Annotated in this window: 8 protein-coding genes and 2 pseudogenes; 1 reads left to right on the top strand and 9 read right to left on the bottom strand. The window is 35.3% G+C overall.

All coding sequences use genetic code 11. From position 1 onward, the window contains the following. Positions 1 to 4 precede the first annotated feature (4 nt). The 9 genes and pseudogenes from RRF69_RS00960 to RRF69_RS01000 form a co-directional block, all read right to left on the bottom strand. Complete coding sequence (locus RRF69_RS00960) at positions 5 to 1,498, bottom strand: glycoside hydrolase family 30 protein (protein ID WP_316940135.1); 1,494 nt, start codon at positions 1,496 to 1,498, stop codon at positions 5 to 7. Positions 1,499 to 1,510: 12 nt separating this feature from the next. Further along, positions 1,511 to 2,803 (bottom strand): glycosyl hydrolase family 17, encoded by a 1,293-nt coding sequence (locus RRF69_RS00965; protein ID WP_410479462.1) that lies wholly within the window; start codon positions 2,801 to 2,803, stop codon positions 1,511 to 1,513. 14 nt (positions 2,804 to 2,817) lie between these two features. Beyond that, positions 2,818 to 6,277 (bottom strand): annotated as a pseudogene (locus tag RRF69_RS00970) (hypothetical protein). A gap of 127 nt (positions 6,278 to 6,404) precedes the next feature. Further along, positions 6,405 to 7,253 (bottom strand): glycoside hydrolase family 16 protein, encoded by an 849-nt coding sequence (locus tag RRF69_RS00975; RefSeq protein ID WP_316940136.1) that lies wholly within the window; start codon positions 7,251 to 7,253, stop codon positions 6,405 to 6,407. Between the two features lie 141 nt (positions 7,254 to 7,394). Continuing rightward, positions 7,395 to 8,687 (bottom strand): glycosyl hydrolase family 16, encoded by a 1,293-nt coding sequence (locus RRF69_RS00980; protein WP_316940137.1) that lies wholly within the window; start codon positions 8,685 to 8,687, stop codon positions 7,395 to 7,397. Positions 8,688 to 8,701: 14 nt separating this feature from the next. Continuing rightward, a complete protein-coding gene (locus RRF69_RS00985; RefSeq protein ID WP_316940138.1) occupies positions 8,702 to 9,433 on the bottom strand; it encodes a hypothetical protein in 732 nt (243 codons plus the stop codon). Further along, a complete protein-coding gene (locus RRF69_RS00990; protein ID WP_316940139.1) occupies positions 9,423 to 11,168 on the bottom strand; it encodes a hypothetical protein in 1,746 nt (581 codons plus the stop codon). Before RRF69_RS00990 ends, RRF69_RS00985 begins: the two co-directional genes overlap by 11 nt. 2 nt (positions 11,169 to 11,170) lie before the next feature. Next, complete coding sequence (locus RRF69_RS00995) at positions 11,171 to 11,821, bottom strand: glycoside hydrolase family 2 TIM barrel-domain containing protein (protein WP_316940140.1); 651 nt, start codon at positions 11,819 to 11,821, stop codon at positions 11,171 to 11,173. Positions 11,822 to 12,435: 614 nt separating this feature from the next. Further along, positions 12,436 to 12,609: a hypothetical protein gene (locus RRF69_RS01000; protein ID WP_316940141.1), complete on the bottom strand. Its 174-nt coding sequence runs from the start codon at positions 12,607 to 12,609 to the stop codon at positions 12,436 to 12,438. Positions 12,610 to 12,766: 157 nt separating this feature from the next. Between RRF69_RS01000 and fumC the strand changes: the two are divergent. Then, positions 12,767 to 14,166, top strand: a pseudogene (fumC, locus tag RRF69_RS01005) (class II fumarate hydratase). Positions 14,167 to 14,222 lie beyond the last annotated feature (56 nt).

A 14,222-nucleotide genomic window follows, 5' to 3' on the forward strand; every position in this document is an offset into this window, starting at 1 on the left:
TTTTTTAATTAGTGGGTATCAATATGGTCTGCAATGCTTGTGCATTTATAAATATTGATGTTTCTTTTTCGCCTAAACGAATCTTAAAATTCTTTGCAATTTTTCCTTCATTAAAAACCACTACGGCGATTGTACCGTCGGGGTTTTTAGCTGCAGCTACTTGTAATTCTTTGTCTGAGTTATCTAGACCAATGACGATTGCATTGGGTCTGATATATTTGCTAAAGTGAGCCATGGTATAATACAAGGGTGTAAAATACACTTCGTCTTTTTCTGGATCGACAATGATTGGAGCTACACACCAATTTTTAAACCAGTTAGGACCACCTTGAGTATCTAAAACCATATTCCAATCGATCCAACCGTCTACCCAATTGTTTAAACAACCAATAATATCTCTGGCATATCTATTTACAGGTGCATATTTTGGATGAAGATATTTGTCTTTTTCTGGGGCCCAATCCCATCCCCAATCGGTAGATTCTTTGGACCAATACCATGCATCGTTTTGCCATTCAGGGACTTGTGAATCGACACAACCTTCGGTTTCGATCAAGTATTTATTGGGTGCTTTTTGATGAGCATATTGCAAAGCTTCTGGAAAAACCTCGTAAGTACTTTCGTACCAATGTATGGCCGTTCCGTCAAAATATTTGGAAGTTTCAGGAGTTGCAAACATTACATCTACCCATTCCTTGATACCAGCTCTATTTTGATCGTAGCCTAAAATAATTTTATCTCCATAACCATTCAATTCTAGATTGGGACCTAAATGGTGCTGAACGAAATTTGTCATTTCAGCAGGAGTATAATGCATACTTTCCCAGTTGTTGCCATTACCATGAGGTTCGTTTTCAACGGTAAAGCCCCAAATATCAATTCCTTCTTTTGTGTAAGCATCAAGGTATTTTGAAAAGAACAATGCCCAGGTATCATAATATTTTGGCAATAATTTTCCCCCCACCCATGCATTGTTGTCTTTCATCCAAGGGGCTGCAGTCCAAGGAGAAGCAAGAATTTTAAATCCATCTTCAGATACTTTTAAAGCATCTTTAATCATTGGAATAAGATCGGCTTGATCTTCTTCAATAGTAAAATGATCCAATGTTAAATCATCAACTACTGGAGAGTAGGAATAATGAGATAAAGAAAAATCACAAGAGTTCATGTGAGTCCTTGTCAACGAGTAATTGGCGCCTTCTTTCGAAAAATAAGCTTGTAATATGCTATCTCTATTTTTCTTACTGAGTTGGTTTAACAAATAGGCAGAAGATTCGGTAAATGCCCCACCAAATCCTGTTATCGTTTGAAATTCTAGGGTTGGATCCAATATGATAGAAGTCGCGTTTTCAACCCGAGAAAAATCAGAAACTTGAGTAAGTTTATTTCCGTTGGCAGCGGTTTCAAAAACTGAAACCTCTAATTGCTTTGTTTCTTGATTACAACTTATCATTATAAGAAAGAGGGCTAAGTGAAAAATATGTTTTACGGTCTTCATAAAAATTATAATTTATCTGGGATATGCAGTGTTGGGAAGCAAACTTGTTTCCATCAACGTCTTTAAATCTCCTTGAAATGTTTTTGTAATGGGCTTTCCGTTTCGAGTCAAGCCCTTAAAAACATGTTGGTCTACCAAATTCCAAAGGGGATATTTTGCTTCTCCCTTCAGATTGATCAACCCAAAATGATTTTCAGAACCTTTCGCATTGTTCGCATCCTTCCATTGCTCATCGAAAGCTTCGAAATAGAAACAGGAAATCCCTTCAGAGTTTGTCCACTTACGAATCGAAGCATAAAACACTCCTTGTTTGTACTCATCGGTTGCACGTGAACCGTTAGGCCCATAGTGTCCGTTTGAAGTACTAGCCCATCCTGTTTCTCCAATATGAATCGGTTTCTGTATGCCTAGACTTTTCATATAGTTTGCCACACCTTTGTATTGATTTTTTGCAAAATTTAATGCTCGAGACATGGCGGCATTAATTTGTTCTTTATCGCTTAGATTTTTTAGATGATTGGGAGTTTTCCAAAATTCTGGATTGTAATGCGTGTTGTGATAAGGATACGTATGCATAGAAACATAATCTACCGCTTTCATTAATTTCTCTAAATCTTCTGTATGATAACTAGGATCTCCTCCACCCCAAGACGAAAAATCATCCGAACTCGTAATCCATAGGTCTTTGGGCAATTGGCCTTTTTTCTTTAAATCTTGTAAATGAGTTACCCATTTTAAAATAACAGCGGGTTGAACATAATAACTCGCAGCCCATTTTACCATCGCTTCATTTCCAACAGCAATTACTTTTACAATCTCAGGATATTCTTTGGCCAGTGCAACTGCTCGATCTATTTCTCCAGCATTTTGAGGGCTTTCAAAATTATGATCGGGAAGTGTTTCAGTCCACGCGTTCAAACAATCAATCCAAGCACCTAACATTACATACATTTCAAAATTAGGGTCTTCTCTTTTCAACTCTCGAATGGCTTTCAACACATTTGAAGCATGCGGCAATGTTGGCTGTACATTATAGGTTCGAATAATTTTGATACCCATTGCAGATAGAATTTTTAAATCTTCTTTCAATTCTACTATCGTAGGCTGAATTGCTCTGGATGTTTCTCTATAGCCTCCATAGGATATTGCCAAATACTTAGGATTTCCTAAAATTGTTGCTGCTGTCATTGCTCGTTTTTGTGAAATTTCTACATTCTTTTTGTTTGTACATGCAAAACAAAATACCAAGACAGAAAAGGCAATCATAAAAATATATGCCTTTCTATCTTGGTTGGTATGTTGCATTGTTTCTTTCACTCTTATTTATTAATGAAAACGATGATTTTTTTAATCTCTCCGGATCTTTCGAAGATTTTTTTACTGGTTGTACTGTCTAAAATTAAATTGTGAAACTCCTTATTTGAATCATTCTCAAAAAACACTTTCATTCCCTTTTTCTCTGATTTCTGATAAATAACTGGAACTTGACAATAGGTAAAACAGAACGCATCCGATTCTAAAATCAAAGTCTTTTTGTCCCCGTTGATATCAATATATACAAAGTCTTTTGCATTGGTTAAGAACTCTTCACCTCGTAATAATCTTGGATTGAATTGGATGAGCCCTTCTTTGACAAAAACACCAATTTCATAAAACCTCGCTAAAATATCTTCTTTTACTTGACCTGTCATACCTTGGTTGTTGCGCACCTTTCCCTGCTGGAGTATGAGAATAAGGATCTGTTGGAAAAGCACCGTATAACTCTGGTGACTTATGCACACCAATTCCTTCATTGATCTCATAATAATGCTCTAGTAATCGTCCAATAGTCTCTTCACTTTCATTGGAACTGATCGCTAATAAACAATTTTCTTGAGCGGCAACTAATAATTTAGAAACCATGTGCCAGTAGATAGATCCTAGCCCTTCATATCCGAAAAATGTTCCCGATCTTCCTGTAAAAGATTTATGGTCGAACATGGCTTCATAAATGTCTAAAATCTGTTTTTCCTCCTTTTCCAATAAAGGCTGATATTCTTCTGATAGAGACTCTAAAGTTTCTTTTAAACGGTTTGCGTTGTTAAAGTTTGCATTGAAATGATACACGCCAGTAATGTCTTTTTCTAGAACTTGTGTATTCTTGTCTGCCAAAAGTTGTTGCAACAATTTAGAATTCTGAACAGCTTTTGACGGAATAATATTCTTATCGGTAAATCTTGGTAATTCCTTATTTGGATACAAGATATAACTGTACTGATCTTCTCTAAACAAGGCACTTGCTTTTAATCCGTCTAAAACAGCCAATGCTTCCTTTGGAGACAAATGTCCTGAACTCAATACTGCAACCTGACCTTCTAACATTTCTGGTAAATGAGAAATGGAAACTTCTTGGCCGTTTTCAACAGTCATTAAATTGTATGCGTGATATAAATTATCTGAACGCTTATTGGCTGCGATTGTATGCGCTGTATATTTTTTGGTAATTTCAAAAAAGGCAAGCAAATCACTTTTCGCAATTGTTACTTTTTTGTTTTTGAAACCATTTGTATAAATTGTTGTTCTAAAAGTACTTCCAGCTTGCCCCACACCGTCTAAAATTGTTTTCCGATCGGCATCAGAGACCTTTCGTAAAAGCATTTCTTGATGATCCGTTAAAGTCGAAAGAGTACTGTTGAAAAACGCAGCCAACTCTTCAGAAATAGAGACCGTTTCTAGGGTAGATTTGGTAACTACGTCTTCAAAAAAGTCTAAAAAGCGTTGAAGATAGCATAGTGTTACCATAGAGACTCCATTCCCTACCAATGCATTGTTGGCATCATTCCATTCGGGTCTTTGCGTATTCATCCATATTCCTCCCTCAGGAATAAAGTTAGAAACCTTTGCCAAAACTGTAGCTAATAATTTTTCGATTAAATTGACTCTGTAAATATTTTTTTGTTGATCTCTTAATAAGGCACCATCTGCTCCTAATTTAGCTCTTCTTAGATCTATTTCCTCATTCAACTTATAGTCAAAATCAATAGTGTCTTTCGGATTGGAAAGTGTATCTTGATAACTCTTTATCTTGTATGGGACATTGGCATACACATAAAGATCTTCAGTAACATTTTTTAGAAGCTGATCAGGGTAGTAATTTTCAATAAATTCTAAAAATTTCAGCAGATATACAATCTGATGATCACCCCAATAGCCAATATATGACCAAGGATCATGTTCTTCAATCACTTCCCAATCGAAACCACCTTTTGTAACTCTGTAAGGGTTGTACCCATCAAAAGTAGTCGCGTTTAAGAACTTGTGAATCATTCCCTCAATAAACTCTGGATAGGAATGAGCCAGTGCTTCCCAGTTTTGAAAAATATCTCTCCAATTCCCTTCGTAGTCTAATATTTTAGACCCGTCTATTTCACTTCGTGTATTGATGGAAAACTTATTCCAAGGTCTGCTGGGATCTCCATGCCTTCTGCTAAATTTTAATGGCAAATATTCAAAACATAGTCGTTTAAAATCTTGATTGTTATCTAAATTCGCCAGTTTCTTGATCGTTTTCACAGAAAACAATTCAGGCAACTCTGCTAATAATTTCTTTTTCGCAGCATATACTTCACTGTTTGCTTTCGAAAAGTAGCTAATAAAGTCTTCCTTTTCAATTTGATAATTATTGTCAAAAATTCCACCTCTCATAATATTGAAAAGGGTATTGGCAAAGTGTCTAGTTGTTCTGGGTTGATTCTCCCCCAATTGCAAACCGTCTGAAGCCGCCACAAGTTTTACTAACTTTTCTGTACCTGCCTGAATTGAATATTCAATCGTTTCTGAAAGATCTTGGTTGTTTTTAATTTGATTCTTGACCTCTTCAATAGAAATGATGTTTTGATTTACATTGGCAATCAACATCCATTCTTGTTTTTGATTTGGTGCGATACTTAAGTTTTGAATGGTAAAATAAGCCCCTTTTTCTGCTTTGACATCCTCTTCTTGCAAAACTTCTTCTCCTTTTCTAAAGGCATCTAACTGCAAAGAAGAAATTAAATAGGTAGGATTTTTAACTCCTAAAGACCATACCGTATTTGCTTTTAAGGCTTCACTTGGCTCTGCTTTGTCTACAATCACAGCACTTAAGGCAAAGATTCCCAATCCAGTTTCTTTTTCTAATTCGCATTTTTTGTATGCATCGACTAAATTACTCGTACTGTTTTGGAAATCTGCTGCGATTCCATAAGGTAGAATATTTTGAATTCCATCCAAAATCGTTATCTCTACTTTCGAATCAGATGTATTTTGTAAAGTTGATTTTTTAACAAAACCGAATTGATTGCTCGTATTCCACTGGTATTGAAAGTTTAGTCCTAAATCTTCATTGATTTCTTCGAAAATGATTTTGTTCCCGTAATTATTTTTATATAAATTCCTTTTGATTGCATAGACACCCTCATATTTGTTTGAAAATGGCTCCCAAAGAAATGTTTTACCCTCTTTATGAACTTGAACAATGGTTTTACTTCCCGTAATTTCAGACGATTCGGTTATTTTATCATCTGTATAATAGGGAAAAAATGAGTTATCCGCATTTTTTCTACCTGCTGATAAGCCACCATTACTCGAAACAAACATCCAATGGTTAGAATTGCTCACAAGACTTATAAAAAAAGGTCTCATTTTGTTGCTGTTCGATATTTTGTAATAGACCTCATTTCCAATGTGGACCTGTTCTCCTTTCACCTCTAATGAAGGGTGATAAGCTTCGTTTTTACCTAAAAAAATGGTATTCTTCGTCATAAAAAAGATTTCAAAATATATTGTGACCAATATATTTTATTGATTTAAAATTGTGGGAATGTATTATATGTTACTTTTAAAATAATATTAAAAAGTTCCTTTTCAAGAAAGGAACTTTTTAATGCTTTTACTGATATACCCTTACGTAATCTACCAACATGGTTTGTGGGAATACAGTTTCATTATTTGGGTTTCCTGCAAAAGAACCTCCAACAGCTACATTCATGATAATATAGAATTTATTGCTATTGAAAACCCATTCACCTGATACGTCTGCAGGTGTGATTTGGTTGTACAAAACATCATCAACATAATAATTGATATATTCCGGACCCCATTCTATTCCAAAGACGTGGAAATCGGTATCAAATCGATCATTAAGTAAGTTGAAACTTTTTGTAATTGCCTCGCCTCCTGAATATCCTGGACCATGAACACTTCCATGGACGATGGTTGGCTCTTGACCACGGTATTCCATAATGTCAATTTCACCAATAGAAGGCCATCCTGCTCCTGAAGAATTGTCTCCTAAAAGCCAAAAAGCGGGCCAAATACCTTGTCCCCAAGGTAATTTGATTCGTGCTTCATATCTTCCATAGGCATTCTCATACAACCCTTTGGTAAGTATTCTACCTGAAGTATAATTGGCACCCATATAGAACTCTTTGACAGCTGTAATTTCTAACATGCCTTCAGTATTTAAAACTACATTCTCAGGACGAGCAGTATAGTACTGCAACTCGTTATTTCCCCAACCATTATCTCCTGTTCCTTCGTTATAGGTCCATTTGGTTGTATCTGGCAAACTATCAGTTGCTGAAACTCTGTCGAAATTGTCTTCCCAAACTAAAGTGTTTAAAGTGGTTACAGTTTGTGTTTCATCTGTTGAACAAGCAATGTTCAAAAAGAATAGAACTGCAATCATTGCACTAATAAATAGGCTTGTATTAGGTATATATTTAGAATTAATTTTCATATTTTCTTGAGTCTAAAGATTATTTTTTATTTATAAAAGTAAATATTATCTAAGTAAAAATTGTTTAAAGGAGAAAAGTTAATATTTTCAAAAATAATTAAACCTACATTGTTTTTCGTTGTCATTGCTGCTAATGAAAATTCAATTGTCATCCATGAATCTGCAATAATTCTCGGAGATTTTCTTACAAATAATTGTTGCCTTAGTGTCGTCTCCTCCCCCATTTACTTTATCTGGACCGAAATCTATAACAGTAACTAAAAAATCAAAATTTGAAGGTACCGCATCTGGAATATACATATTGAAATGTAAATTAGATTTTTCAGTAGCGTCTACAGTTGGATTCGCAAATTGGATCCCAACAAAATTAAAATTGGTATAATTTAAAAAGTCATCTCCATCTATACTAAAATCTGCAGATTGAGTAGTTTGGTATGGTTGCCAATATCCGTTGAAAAAGTCTACAGGAGTATTGGTATAATGATTGCTAAATATGGACGTTACATCCTCTGGACTTCTTGAGGGAGTTGGAGCAAAAGAAAAAGAACCAACAGAATTAATTGTTAAAGATCCTTCCGCTTCAATTCCGTTTAGGCTTGCTGTTATGATTGTCTGACCATCAGTTTCAATTAATACTTCTCCAAATTCAGAAACTGAAGCCACACTAGGATCAGACGATGTGAAAGTGAAATATCCTGGAGCAGCTGAAACAGTAGTGTTTTGACCAGAATCAAGATGAAAAGTTTGATTCAGATCTGTAATATTTATTTTGACTCCAATAAAAGAATTCACAACGATATCATCTCCATTTAAAATTGAAGGTCTTGGCTGCGCAATAGTTCCTAATTTTTCATACTTTAATTCATCAATCCAGAAGGTATATCCATTGTCATTTTCTGGTCCTTCAGCATACCAAAACATACCGCTTTCTTGGTGAAGTTCAGATGGATTTGGAATTGGAATAATATACTTCACCCAATTAGTTGACAAACGGAGTCCTCTTTTGCTCACTTGAAATTTATTTTCGCCAAAATCTTGACCAAAACCAATATCATTAATCGTTGCAGCAGTTGATGATTTTGCCCAAAAAGTGAGGGCATCATAACCTGATAAATCTCTACCTCCATTATCATCTCTAAAAATTGCGCCTGCATAGGCTCCTGAAGGGTCTCCAACATTAGGAACATCAAATCGCATCGATGAAGCACCTGAATATTTTACTTCAGTGTCTACAGAAAAAGCATCAAATTTAGAATCTAAATACGGATAGTATTCTAATCCAGCACTGAACCCATCAATATAAACTTCTGGATTTAAAGTAAATGTAGCCTCTACTACGTCTTCTGAAAGTTCTCGTTCACAAGCTATTGTTGTGAGTAAAATCAAACCTAATAGAAAGGTGATTTTTGATTGTATTTGTTTTTTAGTTTTCATGATCTAACTATTTATTATTTTCCAATATTTATGTGAATGTATGTACGAACCTCCCACTCTGATCCATTCGGAAAACCTACTGGACTAATAATTGGAGCACTTGCAAAAGGCAATGCAATATTTGGGGTATATCTTGGTGAAAACTCATTCAATGAACGCCATGTTCCACGAATTCCCATTTTTGTGTTTGGTAAAATAAACCAACCTGGTTTTCCTAATGTGGTTGAAAAATCTAGCATTAATTGTGTTGGATAGGTCAAGTTGAAATCTCTGTGGTAATCAAAAGGTCCCCAATCATTGAATTTTGCTGTAGCAGTAACTTTCAACTTGTTGTAAATCATCCTGATGTCTCCACCCGCTCTTTTGATCAACCTGTCATCGCTACCATTGGCTTGTCCATTTCCATAGTATAGGTTAGCAATAAAGCCAAATTCTGGACTCATTTTTGAAACTATTCTAGAATTTACTTCCCATAAATCCTCTGCGGGTGCAGAAGTAGGAAATGCAAATGAAGTACGATCTGCAAAGAATCCAATCCATGCATCCTGTGTAGTGGGCAAGTGCCTGTATACGAATCCTAAGCTCATTGCAAATTTTGCGTCTTCTGCTCGGTCATTATCCCATTCATACATCCAAGTCCCTGGAGTTGGATCATATGAAAATAAAATTTCTCCTGCTGTTGTTTCTCTATTTGCACGAACAATAAAAGGATCTGATTGAATATTTCTCAATCTACTAAGGCGCATTGACATCGTTTGGCATGGCAGCAACCAATGGCATTTGCCATAAAAAGTTGGGTGCAATTTGTAGATCTCCTACATTAAAAGTGAATCCCGTTAAAAAATTCGTTTGATTTCCACTTCCTGAATCTTTCAGCTTCCATCCTGTAAAGGTTTGGGTAGCATCTGCACCTCCAGTTGCAACCAATCCCATTACTGCAGATTGTGCATACCAGTTAAAAGTTCCTTGAGTATAGGTCATTTTAAATTTCCCTCCCCAATTGTCAGATGATTTAATTTTGTCTACAACCACTGAACTCGTGCCATCGGTATTGTATCGAACATCTTGATACTCTCTACCTACTAGCGGTTGACCTCCCCAAATACCTCCTAGTTGAAAACCAAAGTTTTCATACTTTCTTTCGATTGCAAGGGTTAATCTACGTGTTTTTGGCATCGGTATAAAACCCGATGTTTGTGCTTGTGTATTTTCTGAAACATCTTCATGGAACACTCCCGTGAAATCGAAATTCCCTAATGTCTTTCTGTATTTAAGCAATACTGCTGGGTTAGCTCCCCACCACAATTGTGGTCCAAAAGCGGCCTTTAAGCCATCCAAAACACCTTTTCCATCAACCTCAATCCCTGAAATTTCACCTTGATAGATGTCTAAATTTGGTCCATAATTCGCTTCAGGGTACAATCCAAATACATCTCCTTCATATTGCCAGTGATAATGCCCTGTTCTATAAAAACCTCTTACATTGAAGTCTTCTCCTTTCCAATCAAATTCAGCATTGTATACTTGCACTCTGTTGTTATCAGTTAACGTTACATTTCCGTTATCTGTATTTACAACTACTGGACGATTTCTGTTTTCATAGAAAATTTCATCGATTGGATTTTCTGCAACTCTTCCTAAAATATTAAAGTTAACTTCTGCACTCATGTTTGCAGAAGGCTGCCCTTTGACTCCTATAAAATAAGATTGCATATGATCGAATCCTGTTCTGTTTGGATATCCAATGTTTTCAGGATCTGCGACACTAGGTGTCGTAAGCAAACTCCCACCTGTATTAAAGGTTGTAAACTCTGCTCTTAAATTGCTTACACTAATTTTTTCATTCCCCCCTAAAGCAGCTTTATCACCTCGTGCTCTTAAAACACCATCCATTAAACTAATATTGGAAAAATGTTTTGCAACTGCATTCGCGGTAACTCCTTCTTGTAAAGGATTGATACTGTGTGCCTCTTTTAATGAATAATAAGCGGCTCTTGGATATAATGTATACAAACCTGCATCGTTGGTTGGCCCTTTGGCACAAATCCCAAACCATTCTTCATTCATGTTGTTACTTCCATTCTTGGTGTCAAAATAATACCCCCCGTTAGACCAAGATGCATTGTTGTCGTGTACGTCTAAATCTTTAGTTTGACCAAATTTCCACCATCCATCACTAAACTGGAATGTAAATCCACCAATGGAGTTTCCTGCTTTACCTAGTCCTGAAGCATTCTGATAAATTTCTTTCCAATTGTTCACCATAAAGAAAGATTGCATTTTTTGATCTTCTTGATTGGTTAATGCATTGAAGGCATCCGAACCAAACTCGGTAAACATTATTGGTTTGTTCAACTCGTTTTTCACTCTGGTAAAAGCATCGCCAAAAGATTTTCCTCTGTACATGTTGGTACCAAAAATATCCACATCCTTACATTCTTTTGCAACGATGTCTAAAAATCCTAAATCACCATTACACATGGCTACCGGATGTGAACCATCTCTTTTTTTATTTCCACAGCAGCGGTGTTAAACATTCTGTATAAATATTTAGCGGCCACTGAATAATCATTTTCATTGATAGGAATATCTTCTGTTTCAGCACCTTTCCACACCAATCCGTAGTTGTTTTCGTTACCTAATAAATACATTAGTAAACCAGGTGTGTTTTTATAGTTTTCAACTATCTGGGTTACTTCATCCAGTAACATTTTTTGTGTTGTAGCATCAGCATAGTTGGTTTTTGGAACCCAAGCACCATTGATAGTGAGTCCATATCTACCAAACGAATGATTCAACATTGTATAAATTCCATAAGTTTCATAGATGTAGGTAATCCATTTGGGTTGAATTCCAGTATACACACGAATGGTATTGACCCCCATGTTTTTAAGAAGTCCCATTTCTGCATCCAATGCACCTTTAATGACATCTTCTGACTGATTCCACAGGCTGTATGTATAATTAGTTCCAATTGGAAAATAGTCCCAATTCATTCCATTAATCATAAAATCTTTTCCATTTACGACTAATCTCATTCCGTCTGCATCATTATATACTTCTACCTTGTCAGCTTGCGCAGAAGAGATAAGAGAACCTAAAAAAAGGACAAAACTTAAAAAATAGTTTTTCATAATTTATAATTTATAATTCTTACATTAATAGCATTGATGGTTTTAATGCTAATTTGTTATTTTATAAATTTAGCTTTAATATATTGTCAAATCATCAAGAATGACCTCAATAAAAAACATACAACTCAAAAAATAGCATTTTTCAAAGCTATGTATGTAATTACAAACAAAAGAAAATGAAAAAAAATGATTGAAAATAACAATTGTAGGGGTGTTGTATAGCTATTTTAAAATATGATGTGATTGAAAAATACCCCTATCAGATTTGTTTTGTTTTAAAATAACTGAGTATGATTGACTATCGATAAGAAAATAGAAGAAAGTTAAATTTAAAAGCATCTTTTAAACATTCTAACTGTAAAACTAAATGGTAGGATTGTATGGTAACACTGTTTATTGACTTTCTTATTAATCAAAAAGAAAATATGGTTAAATACGAACTAATAAGTGGATGGATAATTTTAAAAAATCTATACCTAAATTATAAACACTCAAGTTTTTTTTTAAGATAAAGAGGGGAATGATACTTTAATGCGCTACAAATCTAGATTTCAGCAACTAAAGTTTAAAAGAGTAGAAAGAAGTTTGTATACTTTTGGGATACTTGAGATTCACTATTTGCCTTCAGCGGCCTTTTTAGCGTCTCTTTTCAATTTCATATTTTCCCAAATAGTTCCACCAATCCAGTAAGGCACGACAAATGTTAACAAGAAGATCAACAACCAAAAACCTGCTGTAAAAATAAACATGAATAAAACTAATCCTGAAAATTGAGAGAAATCTAACATTTGTTTCTATTTGAAAAATTATTATTGCAAAAATAATACATATTTTCATATTCTACTATGTAAAATCAAAATTTTTCAATAGTTTTTAAAAGCAATTGTTAATCGGATTTATCTTAGTTTTTGTAAATTTGCATTTTGAAACTTCATTTACATTATCATGACATACAGAATTGAAAAAGATACTATGGGGCAAGTAAATGTTCCCGCAGATAAATATTGGGGAGCTCAGACTGAACGTTCTCGCAACAACTTTAAAATTGGTGCTCCTGGTTCAATGCCTATCGAAATAGTATACGGCTTTGCGTACTTAAAAAAAGCAGCAGCTTATGCCAATTGCGAATTAGGAGTTTTATCTTCAGAAAAAAGGGATTTGATTGCACAAGTTTGTGATGAAATTTTAGCAGGAAAACACAATGACCAATTTCCACTTGTGATATGGCAAACAGGTTCTGGCACACAATCCAACATGAATGTCAATGAGGTAATTGCCAATAGAGCCCATGAAATTGCTGGAAAAATTATTGGTGAAGGTGAAAAAACGATTCAACCCAATGATGATGTAAACAAATCGCAATCGTCCAACGACACCTTCCCTACCGGAATGCACATTGCGGCTTACAAGAAAATTATAGAAACTACGATTCCAGGAATTGAACAATTAAGAGACACCTTACAAATGAAGTCAGAGGCGTTTAAAGATGTGGTGAAAATTGGAAGAACCCACTTAATGGACGCAACTCCTTTGACTCTTGGTCAAGAATTTTCTGGTTATGTAGCACAGTTAAATTTTGGTTTGAAAGCATTGAACAATACTTTGGCACATTTAAGTCAGTTAGCCCTCGGTGGAACGGCTGTAGGAACAGGACTGAACACCCCAGCAGGTTATGATGTTTTGGTTGCAAGTTATATTGCAAAATTCACCAAACTCCCGTTTATCACTGCTGAAAATAAGTTTGAAGCCCTAGCTTCTCACGATGCATTGGTAGAAACACATGGATCTTTAAAACAAATAGCTGTTTCTCTTAATAAAATTGCAAACGATATTCGAATGATGGCCTCAGGTCCACGATCGGGAATTGGAGAATTGATTATTCCTGCCAACGAACCAGGCTCTTCAATCATGCCTGGAAAAGTAAATCCAACACAAGCAGAAGCAATTACAATGGTTTGTGCGCAAGTGATGGGTAATGATGTTGCAGTTACCGTAGGAGGAACACAAGGGCATTATGAATTGAACGTTTTCAAACCGATGATGGCAGCAAACGTTTTACAATCTGCTCAATTAATTGGTGATGCATGTAAATCTTTTGATGAAAATTGTGCTGCTGGAATAGAACCTAATCATGCTCGAATTACAGAATTAGTCAATAATTCACTGATGTTAGTGACTGCATTGAACACTAAAATAGGGTATTACAAAGCAGCCGAAATTGCAAATACAGCACATACTAACGGAACTACCTTAAAGTTAGAAGCCGTTCGATTGGGCTATGTTACTTCAGAAGAATATGATGCTTATGGGTAAAACCAGAGGAAATGATTGGAGGACTTAAATAAACGCTCTAAATATAAAAATGCAAGGACTGCCTCATTAGGCAGTCTTTTTGTTGAGT

The sequence above is a fragment of the Polaribacter sp. HL-MS24 genome, assembly GCF_032758595.1.
Taxonomy (GTDB): domain Bacteria; phylum Bacteroidota; class Bacteroidia; order Flavobacteriales; family Flavobacteriaceae; genus Polaribacter.